This is a genomic window from Campylobacter sp. BCW_6464 (assembly GCF_001762775.1).
GTDB classification, from domain to species: domain Bacteria; phylum Campylobacterota; class Campylobacteria; order Campylobacterales; family Campylobacteraceae; genus Campylobacter_D; species Campylobacter_D jejuni.
The window spans coordinates 56,394-73,982 of the sequence record NZ_MJXM01000045.1 but is presented as its reverse complement, the minus strand read 5'-3'; the positions used below and the strand labels follow the sequence as shown (position 1 = coordinate 73,982).

The following is a 17,589-nucleotide window of genomic DNA, read 5'->3' as shown; positions in this document are numbered from 1 at the left end:
AGATAAAATTAGAGTTTTTGCGACAAATTACATCGAACTATATGAAGAAGTATTTTTAAAATCCACCACTTATTTTGAAAATAGTTGGTTATTCATAAAACCTGATGTAGTCGTAAATCAAGTGGAATTCATTCAAGGAGACGCTCATGAAAGTGAGACCATCGGTTAAAAAGATGTGCGACAAGTGCAAAGTAGTTCGCCGTAAAGGCGTGGTTCGCATTATTTGCGAAAATCCAAAACATAAACAAAGACAAGGATAAACATGGCTCGTATTGCAGGTGTGGATTTACCAAAGAAAAAAAGAATTGAGTATGGACTAACCTATATTTATGGTATAGGGCTTTTCACTTCAAGAAAAATTCTAGATAAAGTAGGAATTTCTTATGATAAAAGAGTTCATGAGTTAAGTGAAGATGAAGCAGCAGCTATCCGTAAAGAAATTCAAGAAAACTATATGGTTGAAGGGGACTTGAGAAAACAAGTTGCTATGGATATTAAAGCACTTATGGATTTAGGAAGCTTTAGAGGCTTAAGACACAGAAAAGGCTTACCAGTTCGCGGACAAAAAACAAAAACAAACGCAAGAACTAGAAAAGGTAAGAGAAAAACTGTTGGTGCAAAATCATAAGGATAAATCATGGCAAAAAGAAAAATCGTAAAGAAAAAAGTAGTTAAAAAAAATATAGCAAAAGGTATTGTTTATATCAGTGCGACTTTTAACAATACTATGGTTACAGTAACTGATGAAATGGGAAATGCTATCGCTTGGAGTAGTGCAGGTGGTTTAGGATTTAAAGGTTCTAAAAAATCAACTCCTTATGCAGCACAACAAGCAGTAGAAGACGCTTTAAATAAAGCAAAAGAACACGGAATTAAAGAAGTAGGCATTAAAGTACAAGGACCAGGAAGCGGTAGAGAAACTGCTGTTAAGAGTGTAGGTGCTATGGAAGGAATCAAAGTAACTTTCTTAAAAGATATCACTCCATTAGCTCACAATGGTTGCAGACCGCCTAAGCGTCGTCGTGTCTAAGATATAAGAAAAATTTAGGAGAATATTATGGCAAGATATAGAGGACCAGTAGAAAAATTAGAAAGACGCTTTGGTGTTAGCTTAGCATTAAAAGGAGAAAGAAGACTAGCTGGCAAAAGTGCACTAGACAAACGCCCTTATGCGCCAGGACAACACGGAGCAAGAAAAGGTAAAATTAGTGAGTATGGACTTCAATTAAGAGAAAAACAAAAAGCTAAATTTATGTATGGAGTAAGCGAAAAGCAATTCCGTCGTTTATTTGCTGAAGCAGCAAGAAGAGAAGGAAATACAGGGGTATTACTTATCCAACTTTTAGAACAAAGATTAGACAATGTGGTATATAGAATGGGTTTTGCTACAACACGTCGTTTTGCAAGACAACTTGTAACACATGGACATGTTTTAGTAAATGGTAAAAGAGTGGATATTCCTAGCTTTAGAGTAGAAGCAGGTGCTAAAATCGAAATCATCGAAAAAAGCAAAAACAATCCTCAAATTACAAGAGCTATCGAACTTACAGCACAAACTGGAATCGTTGCTTGGGTTGATGTTGAAAAAGATAAGAGATTTGGAATTTTCACAAGAAAACCTGAGAGAGAAGAAGTTGTCATTCCGGTTGAGGAAAGATTTATCGTTGAGCTTTACTCTAAGTAATAGGGGCTAAATATGAGAAACATTACAACATCTGCTTATACGCCAACAGAATTTACAATAGAAAACATTAGTGATACTGTGGCTAAAATCAGTGCTTGGCCTTTTGAGATCGGCTATGGAATCACCCTAGCCCATCCTTTACGCCGTTTGCTTTACACTAGCACCATAGGATATGCTCCAACTGCAATTCATATTGATGGCGTAGCTCATGAATTTGATAGCATGCGTGGTATGCTTGAAGATGTAGCACTTTTTATCATTAATCTAAAAAAACTACGCTTTAAAATTAAAGGCGAATCAAATAAAGAAATAGTAGAATTTAGCTTTAAAGGCTCAAAAGAAATTTACGGCAAAGATCTAAATAATGATCAAGTAGAAGTAGTAAATAAAGACGCCTATCTAGCAACAATCAACGAAGATGCTGAACTCAAATTCACATTGATTGTTGAAAAAGGTATTGGCTATGTACCAAGCGAAGAAATTAAAGAGCTTATAAATGATCCTAAATTTATAGCTTTAGATGCTTTCTTTACACCTGTAAGAGAAGCAACCTATGATATTGAAAAAGTTTTATTTGAAGATAATCCTGATTATGAAAAAGTGGTTTTAACCGTAACAACTGATGGACAAATCACTCCAAATGAGGCTTTTCAAAATGCTCTAGAAGCTATGTATAAACAATTATCAGTATTTGATAAAATTACCAATGTTAGAAGCGTAATTAAAAATCAAGCAACAAGCAATGAACTAGAAAATACTAAATTATTGCAAAACATTACAGATTTAAATTTAAGTGCTAGAAGTTATAATTGTCTTGAAAAAGCAGGAGTAGTTTACATAGGCGAGCTTGCTTTGATGAGTGTAAGTGAACTTGCAGGGCTTAAAAATTTAGGTAAAAAATCTCTTGATGAAATTAAAAACATCATGGAAAGCATAGGTTTTCCTGTGGGAACTTCTAAGCTTAGCGATAATAAAGAAATACTTAAAAATAAAATCGCAGAATTAAAAGCACAAAACGAAGGATAAAGAATGAGACATAAACATGGATATAGAAAACTTGGCAGAACTTCATCTCATCGTGCTGCCTTATTAAAAAATTTAACTATAGCTTTAGTAAATAGCGGAAAAATCGAAACTACTCTACCAAAAGCTAAAGAATTAAGAGGTTATGTAGAAAGATTGATTACTAGAGCAAGACTTGGAGATTTTAACGCTCATAGAGCAGTTTTTGCTTCATTACAAGATAAAAACGCTACTAATAAATTAGTAACTGAAATTGCTCCAAAATTCAAAGATCGCAATGGTGGATATACAAGAATCATCAAAACAAGAATTCGCCGTGGTGATGCTGCTGAAATGGCTTTCATCGAATTTGTAGCTTAATCAAATCCTAGCTTTTGCTAGGATTAATACTTCAATTAAATATCCTAAAAATAAAAAGTTTTAAATAATTATTTTAAATAAAATTAAATTTATTTATTTTCTAAAACCCTTGCTAAAAATTCAACTACTTATGCTAATATAAGTTTTTAATTTTTAATTTCAAGGATATGTTATGCAAGAAAACACTCGTTTACGCATTGCGATACAAAAATCAGGTAGACTTTCAAAAGAATCCATAGAGCTTCTTTCAGAATGTGGTGTTAAAATGCATATCCATGAACAAAGTTTGATCGCTTTTTCTACAAATTTACCCATAGATATTTTACGCGTTAGAGATGATGATATCCCTGGGCTTATTTTTGATGGAGTTGTAGATTTAGGCATTATAGGGGAAAATGTTTTAGAAGAAAATGAACTTGAACGCCAGTCTTTAGGAGAAAATCCAAGCTATAAGCTTTTAAAAAAGCTAGATTTTGGATATTGCCGTCTTTCTCTTGCCTTGCCTCAAGAAAATAAATTTCAAAATTTGAAAGATTTTGAAGGCTTAAGGATAGCTACTTCTTATCCACAACTTTTAAAGCGTTTTATGAAAGAAAATGGGATTAATTATAAAAATTGTATGCTTACAGGTTCTGTTGAAGTAGCCCCTAGGGCAAATTTAGCCGATGCAATTTGCGATCTTGTTTCAAGTGGAGCAACTTTACAAGCAAATAATCTTAAAGAAGTTAAAGTCATTTATGAATCTCGTGCTTGTTTGATTCAAAAAGAAAATGCTTTAAGTAAAGAAAAACAAGCCTTAGTGGATAAAATTATGTTGCGTGTAGCAGGAGTAATGCAAGCAAGAGAATCTAAATACATTATGCTTCATGCTCCAAAAGAAAAACTTGATAAAATTCAAGCCCTACTTCCAGGAGTTGAAAGACCAACTATCTTACCTTTAGCACACGATGAAAAAAATGTAGCTTTACATATGGTAAGTAAAGAAAATCTTTTTTGGGAAACTATGGAGGCTTTAAAAGAAGAAGGTGCGAGTTCGATTTTAGTTCTGCCTATAGAAAAAATGTTAAAGTGAGTAAAAAATGCAAATTTTAGTATATGATAATTTAGATGAAAAACAAAAAGAAGAGGCGTTAAAACGCCCTGCTATAAGCGCGAAGGATGAAATTTCAAAAATAGTAAGCTCCATTATTAAAGAAGTGCAAGAAAAAGGCGATGAAGCTTTGGTAGAACAAGCTTTAAAATTTGATAAGGCTGAAATTTCTAATATTAAAATCACTCAAGAAGAAATTACTCAAGCAAGTAATCGTTTGGATAAAGATTTACAAGATGCTATTTTAGTAGCTTATGAAAATATCAAAAAATTCCACGAAACCCAAATCCCACATGAAATCGCTCTTGAAACTACAAAAGGCGTTAAATGTGAGGTTTTAACACGCCCTATAGAAAAAGTAGGACTTTACATACCAGGGGGTTTAGCACCTTTGTTTTCAACGGTTTTAATGTTAGCTATCCCTGCAAAAATTGCAGGTTGTGAAAAAATCGTTTTAGCAAGTCCTGCAAAAATCAATGATGCCGTGCTTTTTTGTGCTAAACTTTGCGGCGTGGATGAAATTTATCAAATGGGTGGTGCAGGAGCTATAGCAGCTTTGGCTTATGGTACACAAAGTGTTTTAAAGGTGGATAAAATTTTTGGCCCAGGAAATGCCTTTGTAACCGAAGCAAAACGTCAAGTAAGTAGCGATATAAACGGAGCGACTATTGATATGCAAGCAGGACCTAGTGAAGTTTTAGTAATAGCTGATGATTTGGCTAATGAAAAATTTGTAGCTAGTGATTTGCTTTCACAAGCTGAACATGGTGCAGATTCTCAAGTGATTTTAGTGTGTTTAAGTCAAGATTTTGCTCAAAAAGCAAGTAATGAAGTCCAAAGTCAATTAGAACTTTTACCTCGTAAAGAACTTGCAAGCAAAAGCATTGCTAATTCACGCATTATCATAGCTAAAGATTTAAATCAAGCCTTGGAAATTTCAAATCTCTATGCCCCTGAACATTTGATCATACAAACTCAAAATCCACGAGAACTTTTAAAAGGTGTAAAACACGCAGGATCGGTATTTTTAGGAGCTTATTCTCCGGAGTCTATGGGTGATTATGCAAGCGGGACAAATCATGTTTTACCTACTTATGGACTTACTAAAACGCATTCTAGTTTAGGTTTGGCAGATTTTAGCAAAAGAATGACCGTTCAAGAATTAAGTAAAGAAGGCTTTTTAGCTTTGGGTAAAAGTGTTGCAATTTTAGCGCAAAATGAGCATTTAGACGCACACAAAAATGCAGTAACTTTTCGTTTAGAGAGCTTAAAATGAGTCAAAAAATCCTTTTTATAGATAGAGATGGCACTTTAATAGAGGAGCCAAAAAGCGATTTTCAAATCGATACTCTTGAAAAATTGCGTTTTGAAAAAGATGCTATTCCTACTCTTTTAAAACTAAAAAATTTTGGATTTAAATTTGTCATGGTAAGCAATCAAGATGGTCTTGGAACGCCAAGTTTTCCAAAGGAAAATTTTGAAATTGCTCATGAAAAAATGCTTGATATTTTAAAAAGTTGCGGTATAGAATTTCAAGATATTTTTATTTGTCCGCATTTTGAAAATGAAAATTGTGCTTGTAGAAAACCTAAAACCGCTATGTTAGAAGAGTATATCAAACACGAACTTTACGATAAAGAACAAAGTTTTGTTATAGGAGATCGCGAAAGTGATATGATCTTAGCTTCAAATTTAGGCGTATGTGGTTTAAGATACGGCAAACTTTCTTGGAAAGAAATAGAAAATGAAATTTTAAGTTCTTTTAGAAGCGCGAGTTATCAAAGAACTACTAAAGAAACAGATATAAAAGTGAAAGTGTGCTTAAATGGGGGTAAGATTAGCATTAAAACAGGTATTGATTTTTTTGATCACATGTTAGAGCAAATCGCTGTACATGGAGGCATAGGGCTTGAAATTTCTTGCAAAGGGGATTTAGAAATCGATGAGCATCATAGCGTTGAAGATGTAGCCTTAGCACTTGGAGCTTGTATCAAAAAAGCCTTAGGGGATAAAATCGGCATTGCAAGATATGGTTTTGCTTTACCTATGGATGAGTGTTTGGCAAGTTGTGCGATGGATTTTTGCAATCGTCCTCATTTAGTCTATAAAGCCAAATTTAAAAAATCTCATTTAGGGGCTTTAAGCACAGAAATGATCGAGCACTTTTTTTATTCTTTAAGCTATGCTATGGGTATAAGTTTGCATTTAAAAGTTAAAGGCAAAAACGATCATCATAAAGCCGAAGGGCTTTTTAAAGCCTTTGCAAAAGCTTTGAAAATGGCAGTGAAAATAGAAAGTGAAAATTTAGCCAGCTCTAAAGGAGTGATATGAAAATCATCATCATCGATACAGCCTGTGCGAATTTGGCATCTTTGAAATTTTGTCTGGATAGATTAGGTTTTAATGCAACTATCAGTAGGGATTTAAAAGAGCTTGAAAGTGCGGATAAGCTTTTTTTACCTGGAGTGGGTACCGCAAAAGAAGCGATGAAAAATTTAGAACAATTTAATCTTATTGATTTTATTCAAAATACCAAAAAACCTTTGCTTGGTATTTGTTTAGGTATGCAAATTTTAGGAAATTTTTCTGAAGAATTAAATCAAGAAACCTTAAAACTCATAGATTTTACAACTCAAAAATTTAAAGCTAAAGAAGGCTTTACTTTTCCACATATGGGATGGAATCAAGTTCATAGCTCTCATGCTTTGTTTAAAGGCTTAGAAGGGGCTTATTTTTATTTTGTGCATAGTTATTGTGTAGGACTTGGAGAATACACTATAGCAGATTGTGAGTATTCGCAAAAATTTAGCGCAAGCGTAATGAAAGATAATTTTTACGGGGTGCAATTTCACCCTGAAAGAAGCAGTGAAGCGGGGGAAATTTTAATTTCAAATTTTATTAAGGATATAGGATGACTCAAATCATACCCGCACTCGATCTTATAGATGGCGAAGTGGTGCGTCTTGTAAAAGGGGATTATGAACAAAAAAAAGTATATAAATACAATCCCTTGGAAAAATTCAAAGAATACGAAAAAGCAGGAGCGAAAGAACTTCATCTTGTAGATCTTACAGGTGCAAAAGATCCTAGCAAAAGACAACTTGCTTTGATAGAAAAATTAGCCAAAGAAGTCAATGTCAATTTGCAAGTAGGTGGAGGCATACGCTCTAAAGAAGAAGTTAAAGCTTTGCTTGATTGTGGAGTAAAAAGAGTAGTTATAGGATCTATGGCGATTAAAGATGCGACTTTATGTCTTGAAATTTTAAAAGAATTTGGTAGCGAAACTATAGTTTTAGCCTTAGATACGATTTTAAAAGAAGATTATGTTGTGGCTGTAAATGCTTGGCAAGAAGCAAGCGATAAAAAGCTTATGGAAGTTTTAGATTTTTATAGCAATAAAGGCTTAAAACACATACTTTGCACAGATATTTCAAAAGATGGCACCATGCAAGGAGTAAATGTAAGACTTTACAAACTTATCCATGAAATTTTTCCTAATATTTGCATTCAGGCAAGTGGTGGAGTAGCGAGCTTAAAAGACCTTGAAAACTTAAAAGGAATTTGTAGTGGGGTTATCGTAGGAAAAGCTTTATTAGACGGAGTTTTTAGCGTAGAAGAAGGGATAAGATGCTTACAAAACGCATAATTGCATGTTTAGATGTCAAAGATGGCAGAGTAGTAAAAGGAACACAATTTAAAAACCATAAAGATATGGGAGATATCATAGAGCTTGCTAGGTATTATTCTCAAAATGGTATTGATGAGCTTGTTTTTTATGATATTGCTGCAAGCGCTAGAAAAGAACGCATATCAAGAGAATGGGTAAGTGAAGTAGCAAAAAATATCAATATTCCTTTTTGTGTTGCAGGGGGTATTAAAAGCGAAGAAGATGCAGCTGAACTTTTAGCTAATGGGGCAGATAAAATTTCTATCAATTCTCCTGCTTTAAATGATCCAAGCCTAATCACACGCCTTGCTAAAAGCTTTGGCGTACAATGCGTAGTAGTAGGGATTGATAGTTTTAAAGATGAAAATGGAAATTTAAAAGTATTTCAATACACAGGCGATGAAAAAACAAGCAAGCATAGTGGAAAAAGCACTTTAGAATGGGTTAAAGAAGTACAAGATCTAGGTGCAGGCGAAATTGTTTTAAATATGATGAATCAAGATGGCGTTAAAAATGGCTATGATTTAGAACAATTAGAAGCTGTATATAAAATTTGCAAAGTACCTTTGATCGCAAGCGGGGGAGCGGGAAAAATGGAGCATTTTTTAGAAGCTTTTAAACTAGGTATAGATGGGGCTTTAGCTGCTTCTGTTTTTCATCAAAAACTTATAGACATTAAAGAATTAAAAATTTATCTTAAAAATCAAGGTTTAAGTATAAGGATATAATATGCAAAATTTCAAAGAACTTAATGAAAAAATTGCTTGGCAAAAAGTGGATCATCTTTTACCTGTCATCATCCAAGATGCAAAAACTTGTGAAGTTTTAATGCTAGGCTTTATGAATAATGAAGCCTTAGAAAAAAGCTTAGAAAGTGGTAAAGTAGTCTTTTTTTCACGCAAAAAACAGCGTCTTTGGATGAAGGGTGAAGAAAGTGGAAATTTCTTAAATATCATAGATTTAAGCTTAGATTGTGATAATGACACGCTTTTAATTTTAGCAAATCCTGTAGGGCCTACTTGTCATACGGGCAATATTTCTTGTTTTGAAAAAAATTCTAAAAATGCGGATTTTGTTTTTCTAGCCAGACTTCAAAAGCTTATTAATGCACGAAAAAATGCCGATGAAAATACTTCTTATACAGCAAAACTTTTCAAAAGTGGTACAAAACGCATCGCACAAAAAGTTGGTGAAGAAGGCGTAGAAACAGCTTTAGCAGCGACAGTAAAAGATAAAGAAGAGCTTATTTGTGAAGCAGCGGATTTAATGTATCATTTAAGTGTTTTACTTGCAGATGCAAATCTTAGTTTCTCAGATGTGATTTCAAAGTTGAAAGAAAGACATAAAGCTTAAAGCTTTATGTAAATAAATTTGTATCAATGCAAGGCTTCATTAAGTTTGACTGCTTTTTTATTTAAAGCTACTATCATAGCACCACTTATAGAATCTTGACGGAAATGTAGCCCATTTAAACCTTTAAGCTCTAAGCCTTTGTAAATTTCTTTATCAAAATTAAAATAAGGATTAAGTTTAGCAAGTTCCTCAGCATCTTTGAGTAAAAATTTCGTTCCTTCTAGCACCGCAATACCTGCATCAACTATACAATTATCCCCTAAAGGAATTCCTGTCACTGAATTAGCCCCTAAAAGACAAGCCTTACCTACGCTTATAGCATTGCCACTTGTTCCACTTAAAACACCTAAAATCGAAGCTCCTCCACCTACATCAGAACCTTCTCCTACTATAGCACTCGAGCTAATACGCCCTTCAACCATACAAGCTCCTGTTGTGCCTGCATTAAAATTCACATAACTTGCCCCTGGCATGATGGTTGTTCCCGCTGCTAAAGACGCACCCATTCTTACTTTAGAACTTTCTAAAATTCTTGTATTATCCTCAGGGATAATATGTGCTAAAAATCTTGGGAATTTATCAACAAAATCAATTTTTGGATATTGATTGCTCATTTTTAAACGCATTTCATTTGCTCTTAAATACTCAAGCTCGATAGGCTTATCATCACTCCAAGCTACATTGCTTAAAAGTCCAAAAGCTCCATTTAGATTGATACTTCTTAAAGGCACTTTTTTAGTAGAAAGCAAATAAAGTTTTAGATAAACACTTTCTACACTTAAAGGTTCTTTATCCTCAAAAAGACAAACAAAAGCAAACTCACCATCTTTAAATTTATCTTTGATAATCTTTAATAAATCAATATTTTGATGCCCCTCTTCTTCTAAAAAAGGTTTAAAACAAGAAAGTGCAAAATCAATATCTTCTAATTTCAAAGTTTGCACAAACTCACTCGCATTAAAATCAATCTCCGCACCCCTTTGCATAAAAGCTTCAAGCATGATTGCCGCTGAGCCAAAATTTTGCTCGTAATTAATTAAAGCAAAACTTGCTTGCAAGATTTTATTTTTATTTAGCTGTCCTCTATCAAGCCTTGCTATACCAAAAGCTTTAGGTTTTTTATAACCACTTTTTTGCTCAATTTGTTTGATTAAAAGTAAAAAATCTTCTTTAGTATTAATCATTTTCTTTTCCTTATCCACTTAATTTTTAATGCGAACACGCACTTTTTCCATTCATCACAGGTTGTATAGCAGAATTATCCGCACCACCTTCATTATTAATCTTTTCTATAAAGCTCCAAATTTTTTCAGCCGCCATTAAATAACGCTTTGAACTCACACTTTCAGGGTGATAAAAACTCACAGGCTTGCCTTCATCTCCACCTTCTCTTACTATCATTTCTATAGGAATTTGTGCTAAAACTTCACTTTTATAAGCTTTTGCCATATCCTCAGCTGTTCCTTTACCAAAAATATCATACTCTTTACCATTATCAGGACATAAAAATCCACTCATATTTTCAATCACACCCGCTATAGGAATGTGAAGTTTATTAAACATATCTAAAGCTCTTTTACTATCGTCTAAAGATACGGTTTGAGGTGTGCTTACGCAAACTCCTGCAGTAATAGGAATACTTTGTGCAGAAGTAATTTGCGCATCACCTGTTCCTGGAGGCATATCTAAAAACAATACATCAAGTTCAGGCCAAATCACATCAGCTAAAAGTTGCTCGATTGCTTTCATAATCATAGCTCCACGCCACATAAGACCTTGACCCTCTTCAATCAAAACCCCCATACTCATCATATAAACACCATGAGTTAAAATAGGCTTTAATCTCTGCCCTACTACTTCAGGCTGAGTTTTGGTTTCACCTAGCATTCTTGGAATATTTGGCCCATAAATATCCGCGTCTAAAATCCCCACTCTTTTTCCCATTTTAGCCATGGAAATTGCTAAATTTACTGTAGTTGTAGATTTACCCACACCACCTTTTCCACTTGAAACCATGATGAAATTTTTTACTTGTGGAGCGATATTTTTTCCACTTCTTGAATTACTTTTTTCTTCAGGAATTTTTGGAGTAATGATATTAAGTTCAATACTTTTTAAAGCCAAACTCGATAAAGCTTCAGTAGCATTTTTACGAATTTCATTGGCTACTTCAGGATTTGCTGAAACGATTTCTATATCAATGAATACACCATCATCTTGAATTTTAATATCTTTTACAAAGTTAAAACTCACTATATCCTTTTCAAAACCAGGATATTTTACAGTTTTTAATTTCTCTAAAATTTGTTCTTTCATATTTTTTCCTTGTCTTTTAAAAAAATCAATTTTACTAATAAAATGATAAAATTTAGCTTTTTATAAGTGTATAATATGGTAACATTATAAAAACCAACAATATTAAAAAGAGGAATGAAAAAATGAGTGAAATTAGCCTCATTATGTTAGCAGCTGGAAATTCTACTCGTTTTAACACAAAGGTAAAAAAACAATTTTTACGACTTGGAAATGACCCTCTTTGGCTTTATGCAACAAAAAATTTAAGCTCTTTTTATCCTTTTAAAAAAATAGTTGTTACCTCTAGTAATATCGTTTATATGAAAAAATTTACTAAAAACTATGAATTCATAGAAGGTGGTGATACCAGAGCAGAATCCTTAAAAAAAGCCTTAGAGCTCATAGATAGCGAATTTGTTATGGTAAGTGATGTAGCAAGGGTATTGGTGAGCAAAAATTTGTTTGATCGTTTGATTGAAAATTTAGATAAAGCAGATTGTATTACCCCTGCTTTAAAAGTTGCAGATACAACACTTTTTGACAATGAAGCCTTGCAAAGAGAAAAAATCAAACTCATTCAAACCCCGCAAATTTCTAAAACCAAATTGCTTAAAAAAGCCTTGGATCAAAACCTAGAATTTACAGATGATAGCACAGCTATAGCTGCGATGGGTGGAAAAATTTGGTTTGTTGAAGGTGAAGAAAATGCAAGAAAACTAACCTTTAAAGAAGATCTTAAAAAGCTTGATTTGCCTACACCTAGCTTTGAAATTTTTACTGGCAATGGTTTTGATGTGCATGAATTTGGAGAGAATCGCTCTTTGCTTTTAGCAGGAGTGCAAATTCATCCTACTATGGGGCTTAAAGCACACAGCGATGGAGATGTTTTAGCTCACTCTTTAACCGATGCGATTTTAGGTGCTGCAGGACTTGGAGATATAGGAGAGCTTTATCCTGATACTGATATGAAATTTAAAAATGCCAACTCCATGGAGCTTTTAAAACAGGCTTATGATAAAGTCAGAGAAGTAGGTTTTGAACTCATTAATATAGACATTTGCGTCATGGCACAAAGCCCTAAACTTAAAGACTTTAAACAAGCTATGCAAAGCAATATAGCTCATACTTTAGACTTAGATGAATTTAGAATCAATGTTAAAGCCACAACAACGGAAAAATTGGGTTTTATTGGAAGAAAAGAAGGTATGGCGGTGCTTAGTAGTGTAAATTTAAAATATTTTGATTGGACAAGATTATGAAAGTTTTAATTATTGAAAATGAAATTTATCTAGCGCAAAGCATTAGCATTAAACTAAGTGATGCTGGATATAGCTGTGAAATTATAAACTCGTTTGATGAATACAATGGTGAAAAATACTATGATATTGTACTGCTTTCTACAAATACTAATAATTTTCTAAAAGCCGTAGGTCAGTTTAAGCATAGTATTATTATTTTGCTTATTTCTTATATAAGCACAGATACAGTTTCAAATCCTTTGAAATTAGGTGCTAGTGATTATATTCAAAAACCCTTTATGATAGAAGAGCTGATTAGAAAAATAAAGCATTATCAAGATTTTAGAAAACTTTCAATCCTTAATAAAGCTTATCAAAGCTATATCAAATCAAGATTAGAAACAATCAAAATTCCAGAGTATAATTATAAAAAATTAAAACTTCCATTGATATTAAAATCCAACAAGCAAAGCAGTGCTGATGCTTTTGTTTTTAATTATGCAAATGAATGTGACATTACTCTTTCTTTTATTGATTTAACATCTACAAATTCAGTTGAAAAAGTTATGAAACTTCCCACAGAAAACAATCTCTTATTTTTGAGTAATTTTCAAGCATTAAAAGCAGCAGAAAAGGAAAAACTCCTAGATTTTATACAAAACAAAAATATTATTTTGCATACCAATTCAAATACAGATGATTTAAAAATAAACTGCATTAATTTAAATGATAATGAAAAAAATATCGATAGCAATGAAATTTTAACCATAGATGAGTATGTAAAATATGTTATTATAAACTACCAAAATATATTTCCTGATACTGATCTTTCAAAAAAATTAGGCATTTCACGTAAATCTTTATGGGAAAAAAGGAAGAAATATGAAATCAGCAAGAAAAAATAAAAACATTACCATAGATCAAAATGAATTTGGCATCTTATCACTTATTAAAGAAGGTTTGCTAGGCACTTGCACTCATTTAATGAATGAAAAAGAAGTCAATGAAATCATTAAATCAGGAAAATTTAAAGGAGAAAGTTTTCCCTATCCCTTAAGCTTTGCACCGAAAAATGCTGAAGAAGCACTAAATGATATAAAATCTGGCGATAGAATCGATCTCATACTAGACGAAAAAGTAGTAGGACATATAGATTTTAAAAGCCAATTTAAAAATAATAAAAATTTTTCTGATATTTTCAGTCCTAACACTTGCTCTTTAGAAGATATGGGAACAACTTGTATAAGTGGAAAAATAGAAATTTACAATTCTCAAATTAAAAAAATAAAAGAAAATTTTCAACAAATCAAAAACAATCTTAATGCACAAAAAATTACCGCTATAGTTTCAAGTTTTGATCCTTTGCATCGTGCCCATGAAAGAATGTTTCGTTGGACTATTGATAAAGCAGATTTAGTTGTAATTTTTCTTGTAGAATCTTTTGATGCAAATGGGTTTGAATTCGAACTTAAAGAAGCTTATTTGAAAAAATTTATTCAAAACTATCTTCCACCGGATAGAATTTTCATTTTTCCATTAAAAAATATTAATATTTTTCACGCTCATTTAAATCCTGGCTTAGAAAGCATTATCGCAAAAAGTCTAGGTTGTACCAAACTAGTAGTAGGACAAAATCATACAGGACTTGGAATGTTTTATGATGATAATCAACCAAAAACCATACTTGATGATTTTTCCAAGGATTATGGCATAGAAGTGATTGTTTTGCCTGAATTTGTATTTTGCGATCAATGTCGCATGATTGTTAGCACAAGATCTTGCCCTCATGGTTGTCATCACCATTTGCACTATAATTCTCAGTCTTTAAAAGATTTACTAAGAGCGGGTATCATTCCTCCAGCAATTTTCATGCGCAAGGAAGTATCTAGTATTATTTTAACTTCTCTTTTTCCAAATAGATTAAAAAATATGCAAAAAATTTATAATGAGCTTTTTCCAACTGATGGAATTTTAGAATACAAAAATGATGAAGAATTTTATCAAAAACTTTTAGAAATTCATCAAATGTCTTATATGGTGTAACAAAATGCAAAAATTATTTTTAACTTTTTTTTATTCAGGTTCTATAAAAAAGGCAAGTGGGACTTTTGGTACTATCGCTGCTTTAACACCTGCTTTTTTTATACTTAAATATCTCGGGATTAATACTTTGTTTTTACTAAGTATTTTAATTTTTGTTGCAAGTATTCGTGTTATAGATGATTATGAAAAAAAAACAGGAATTCACGATGACAAACACATAGTTATCGATGAAGTTGCTGGGGTTTTTCTTGCTTGTGCTATTGCAGCAAGTGTTGAAAACTCGATAGTCAATTTTATTTTGGCTTTTGTTTTATTTAGACTCTTTGACATTACAAAACCTTCTATTATTGGCAAGATAGATAAAAAAGTCAAAGGCGGACTAGGTGTAATGCTTGATGATATGCTAGCAGGATTGTTTGCTGGACTTTTAAGTGCGGTAATTTATGGATTTTTACTTAAATTTAATTTAGTTTTTTGGGATATAAATTTAAAGGATTTATTTTGAAATTTTGCTTAAATTAATTAAATTTTAAATTTTATTCTTATATAATTTAGTCTTTAATTTCAAAAAAGGAAAATATAAATGGCAAACCATAAATCTGCTGAAAAAAGAGCAAGACAAACTATTAAAAAAACAGAAAGAAATAGATTCTATAGAACAAGACTTAAAAATATAACTAAAGCCGTAAGAGAAGCTGCAGCAAATGGAGATAAAAATGCTGCTAATGAAGCTTTAAAAGTAGCTAATAAAAGCATTCATGCTATGGTAAGTCGCGGTTTCATTAAAAAACAAACTGCTTCTCGCCGTGTAAGCCGCTTAGCCCTTTTAGTAAATAAAATCGCATAATTTTCTATATAGTTTTTAATGTTAGCTAGCAAACTAGATCCTTTTTTAAAACGCTTTGAAGAGTTAAATTCTCTTCTTAGCAGTTCTGATATACTCAACGATATCAGTAAAATGACTACACTCTCTAAAGAACAAAAAAATTTAGAACCTATCGTTTTAAAAGCTAAAGAGTATTTAAAAACTTTAGACAATATAGAAGAAAATAAAGCTTTGCTAAACGATCCAGAACTTGGGGAACTTGCAAAAGAAGAACTAAAAACTTTAGAAGAATTAAAACCAAAACTTGAAGAAGAGATTAAAATTTTACTTCTTCCTAAAGATCCAAATGATGAAAGAAATATTTTTCTTGAAATTCGTGCAGGTACAGGTGGCGATGAGGCATCTTTATTTGTAGGAGATCTTGTAAAAGCTTATGCAAGATATGCTGAAAATCGCGGCTATAAACTTGAGATTGTAAGCTCTAGTGAAGGAAGTGTAGGTGGATTTAAAGAAATCATCATGCTTGTTAAAGGAACAGGGGCTTATTCAAGACTTAAATATGAAGGTGGAACGCACCGTGTTCAAAGAGTTCCTCAAACAGAATCCCAAGGACGCGTGCATACTTCTGCTATCACCGTGGCAGTAATGCCAGAAGTTGATGATATAGAAATCGAAATCAATCCAAACGATCTTAAAGTTGATGTTATGCGATCTTCAGGACATGGTGGACAAAGTGTAAATACTACTGATTCAGCTGTTCGTATCACTCATATCCCCACAGGTATAGTTGTAGTCAATCAAGATGGAAAAAGCCAACACAAAAATAAAGAAAGTGCGATGAAAGTCCTAAAAGCAAGGCTTTATGAAATGCAAGAAAGTGAAAGGCTAGCAAAAGAAAGTGAAGCAAGAAAATCACAAGTAGGAAGCGGAGATAGAAGCGAACGCATTCGCACTTACAATTTTCCACAAAATCGTATCAGCGATCATAGAATAAATCTTACTTTATATCGCTTAGATGCCATTATGCAAGATGGGCTTTTTGATGAAATCATAGAACCTTTAATCACTCATCATCAAGCCCAAGCTTTACAAGAACAAAATTTATAAGATTTTATACAAATTAATGCTTATGTGGGAATTTATGTGGATTTCCACTAGCACCTACATGTGCAACATTTCCATTTTCTATATCATAAGCTTGACCAAAACCTTTTACAAAGCGTCCTTTTTTAAATTCAAGCTTTACTAGATGAAAATCAAGCATCTTGCGTATAGTTTTAATGCCTCCTTCTCCTCCGGTTTGTTTTTCAAACTCATCATAAATTTGATCAAATCTTTCACCTCTCTCTAAAAAGCTTGCATTTACTCTATAGCGCAATCTTTTGCGAAGTATCACAGAAGCAGCTTTACTCTCATCCTCTAAAAACATTATTTCCATATTGTTTGGATTTACTTTGATGTTGTTAAAATGTTCACTTACTTCACTTATATAAATATAATTTCCCCATTGTGTGCTTACAAAAGGTGCATACGAGCAAACAACTTCTCCATTTGTATTTAAAGTTGCCAAAGCTACAGAATTAAAACTTAGCATAAATTCATTTAATTCTTTTTCTACACCACTAAAATTTTGCTCACTCTTTGCACTCATGCAAAGGGATATTATAGTATCTTTAATTGTGTTTTCATCGGCTTTTTTAGGAAATTCCACTCGTAAATTTTCTTTATCATTGTAAACAAGATTCAAGCCATTAAAATCAACACTTTTTAGAAAAACATCTTGCACTTGCTCAATACCACCAAATTTTTTACAAAGATCAACTAAATTTGATTTATGATGATCATTCATATGAGAAATAATGCTTTCAAAATTCATTTTTATCCTTTCTTGATTTTAAAATAAAATATTAAAAAAAATGGTATCAATTATCAAATTAAAAATAACTTAAAATATATAAATTATCTATTTTAACAAAAATTTATACTAAATTAAGTTAATAATGGATAAAT

General features: G+C 32.4%; 22 protein-coding genes. 19 read left to right on the top strand and 3 right to left on the bottom strand.

The features are described from left to right. The first annotated feature begins 146 nt into the window (after window positions 1–146). From rpmJ to hisIE, 13 genes are all read left to right on the top strand, one after another. The gene (rpmJ, locus tag AJ885_RS04195; RefSeq protein WP_002781429.1) at window positions 147–260 is read left to right on the top strand and encodes a 50S ribosomal protein L36; all 114 of its coding nucleotides are present in this window, start codon (window positions 147–149) and stop codon (window positions 258–260) included. Between the two features lie 2 nt (window positions 261–262). Then, entirely contained in the window at window positions 263–628 is a 366-nt protein-coding gene (gene rpsM / locus AJ885_RS04190) for a 30S ribosomal protein S13 (protein WP_002800121.1), read from the top strand. Between the two features lie 9 nt (window positions 629–637). Then, the gene (rpsK, locus tag AJ885_RS04185) at window positions 638–1,030 is read left to right on the top strand and encodes a 30S ribosomal protein S11 (RefSeq protein ID WP_002779544.1); all 393 of its coding nucleotides are present in this window, start codon (window positions 638–640) and stop codon (window positions 1,028–1,030) included. Between the two features lie 27 nt (window positions 1,031–1,057). Beyond that, window positions 1,058–1,684, top strand: a complete 627-nt coding sequence (gene rpsD / locus AJ885_RS04180; RefSeq protein WP_002856574.1) for a 30S ribosomal protein S4 — start codon at window positions 1,058–1,060, stop codon at window positions 1,682–1,684. Between the two features lie 12 nt (window positions 1,685–1,696). Further along, on the top strand, window positions 1,697–2,710 hold the full coding sequence (locus AJ885_RS04175) for a DNA-directed RNA polymerase subunit alpha (RefSeq protein ID WP_002855748.1): 1,014 nt from the start codon (window positions 1,697–1,699) through the stop codon (window positions 2,708–2,710). Window positions 2,711–2,713: 3 nt separating this feature from the next. Next, window positions 2,714–3,067: a 50S ribosomal protein L17 gene (rplQ, locus tag AJ885_RS04170; protein WP_002851332.1), complete on the top strand. Its 354-nt coding sequence runs from the start codon at window positions 2,714–2,716 to the stop codon at window positions 3,065–3,067. A gap of 172 nt (window positions 3,068–3,239) precedes the next feature. Beyond that, window positions 3,240–4,139 carry an ATP phosphoribosyltransferase gene (gene hisG / locus AJ885_RS04165; protein WP_002866577.1) on the top strand — a complete coding sequence of 300 codons (900 nt, stop codon included), beginning with the start codon at window positions 3,240–3,242 and terminating at the stop codon, window positions 4,137–4,139. Window positions 4,140–4,146: 7 nt separating this feature from the next. Continuing rightward, entirely contained in the window at window positions 4,147–5,433 is a 1,287-nt protein-coding gene (gene hisD / locus AJ885_RS04160; protein WP_070280780.1) for a histidinol dehydrogenase, read from the top strand. Next, window positions 5,430–6,488: a bifunctional histidinol-phosphatase/imidazoleglycerol-phosphate dehydratase HisB gene (gene hisB, locus AJ885_RS04155; RefSeq protein WP_070280778.1), complete on the top strand. Its 1,059-nt coding sequence runs from the start codon at window positions 5,430–5,432 to the stop codon at window positions 6,486–6,488. The genes hisD and hisB overlap by 4 nt, the downstream gene beginning before the upstream one ends. Continuing rightward, the gene (hisH, locus tag AJ885_RS04150; protein WP_002882756.1) at window positions 6,485–7,072 is read left to right on the top strand and encodes an imidazole glycerol phosphate synthase subunit HisH; all 588 of its coding nucleotides are present in this window, start codon (window positions 6,485–6,487) and stop codon (window positions 7,070–7,072) included. The genes hisB and hisH overlap by 4 nt, the downstream gene beginning before the upstream one ends. Further along, the gene (gene hisA / locus AJ885_RS04145) at window positions 7,069–7,803 is read left to right on the top strand and encodes a 1-(5-phosphoribosyl)-5-[(5-phosphoribosylamino)methylideneamino]imidazole-4-carboxamide isomerase (protein WP_070280777.1); all 735 of its coding nucleotides are present in this window, start codon (window positions 7,069–7,071) and stop codon (window positions 7,801–7,803) included. Before hisH ends, hisA begins: the two co-directional genes overlap by 4 nt. Next, window positions 7,785–8,552 carry an imidazole glycerol phosphate synthase subunit HisF gene (gene hisF, locus AJ885_RS04140; protein WP_002862247.1) on the top strand — a complete coding sequence of 256 codons (768 nt, stop codon included), beginning with the start codon at window positions 7,785–7,787 and terminating at the stop codon, window positions 8,550–8,552. The genes hisA and hisF overlap by 19 nt, the downstream gene beginning before the upstream one ends. A 1-nt stretch (window position 8,553) precedes the next feature. After that, a complete protein-coding gene (hisIE, locus tag AJ885_RS04135) occupies window positions 8,554–9,177 on the top strand; it encodes a bifunctional phosphoribosyl-AMP cyclohydrolase/phosphoribosyl-ATP diphosphatase HisIE (RefSeq protein ID WP_070280774.1) in 624 nt (207 codons plus the stop codon). Between the two features lie 23 nt (window positions 9,178–9,200). Here hisIE and AJ885_RS04130 read toward each other — a convergent pair whose 3' ends face one another. Both AJ885_RS04130 and AJ885_RS04125 read right to left on the bottom strand, forming a co-directional pair. After that, window positions 9,201–10,361 (bottom strand): tetrahydrodipicolinate N-succinyltransferase N-terminal domain-containing protein, encoded by a 1,161-nt coding sequence (locus AJ885_RS04130; RefSeq protein WP_070209923.1) that lies wholly within the window; start codon window positions 10,359–10,361, stop codon window positions 9,201–9,203. Window positions 10,362–10,386: 25 nt separating this feature from the next. Beyond that, entirely contained in the window at window positions 10,387–11,493 is a 1,107-nt protein-coding gene (locus tag AJ885_RS04125; RefSeq protein ID WP_070209922.1) for an Mrp/NBP35 family ATP-binding protein, read from the bottom strand. A gap of 122 nt (window positions 11,494–11,615) precedes the next feature. Between AJ885_RS04125 and AJ885_RS04120 the strand changes: the two genes are divergently transcribed. The 6 genes from AJ885_RS04120 (at window position 11,616) to prfA (ending at window position 16,686) form a co-directional block, all read left to right on the top strand. After that, on the top strand, window positions 11,616–12,731 hold the full coding sequence (locus AJ885_RS04120; RefSeq protein WP_070209921.1) for a bifunctional 2-C-methyl-D-erythritol 4-phosphate cytidylyltransferase/2-C-methyl-D-erythritol 2,4-cyclodiphosphate synthase: 1,116 nt from the start codon (window positions 11,616–11,618) through the stop codon (window positions 12,729–12,731). Then, window positions 12,728–13,615 (top strand): response regulator, encoded by an 888-nt coding sequence (locus tag AJ885_RS04115; RefSeq protein WP_070209920.1) that lies wholly within the window; start codon window positions 12,728–12,730, stop codon window positions 13,613–13,615. Before AJ885_RS04120 ends, AJ885_RS04115 begins: the two co-directional genes overlap by 4 nt. Next, window positions 13,593–14,753 (top strand): sulfate adenylyltransferase, encoded by a 1,161-nt coding sequence (locus AJ885_RS04110; protein WP_070209919.1) that lies wholly within the window; start codon window positions 13,593–13,595, stop codon window positions 14,751–14,753. Before AJ885_RS04115 ends, AJ885_RS04110 begins: the two co-directional genes overlap by 23 nt. 4 nt (window positions 14,754–14,757) lie before the next feature. After that, window positions 14,758–15,258: a phosphatidylglycerophosphatase A gene (locus tag AJ885_RS04105; protein ID WP_070209918.1), complete on the top strand. Its 501-nt coding sequence runs from the start codon at window positions 14,758–14,760 to the stop codon at window positions 15,256–15,258. A 78-nt stretch (window positions 15,259–15,336) separates the two neighbouring features. Beyond that, entirely contained in the window at window positions 15,337–15,600 is a 264-nt protein-coding gene (gene rpsT, locus AJ885_RS04100) for a 30S ribosomal protein S20 (protein ID WP_002856547.1), read from the top strand. A gap of 18 nt (window positions 15,601–15,618) precedes the next feature. After that, window positions 15,619–16,686: a peptide chain release factor 1 gene (gene prfA, locus AJ885_RS04095; protein WP_002858952.1), complete on the top strand. Its 1,068-nt coding sequence runs from the start codon at window positions 15,619–15,621 to the stop codon at window positions 16,684–16,686. Between the two features lie 13 nt (window positions 16,687–16,699). Here prfA and AJ885_RS04090 read toward each other — a convergent pair whose 3' ends face one another. Next, window positions 16,700–17,455: a HugZ family heme oxygenase gene (locus AJ885_RS04090; protein WP_070280772.1), complete on the bottom strand. Its 756-nt coding sequence runs from the start codon at window positions 17,453–17,455 to the stop codon at window positions 16,700–16,702. Between the last annotated feature and the right edge of the window lie 134 nt (window positions 17,456–17,589).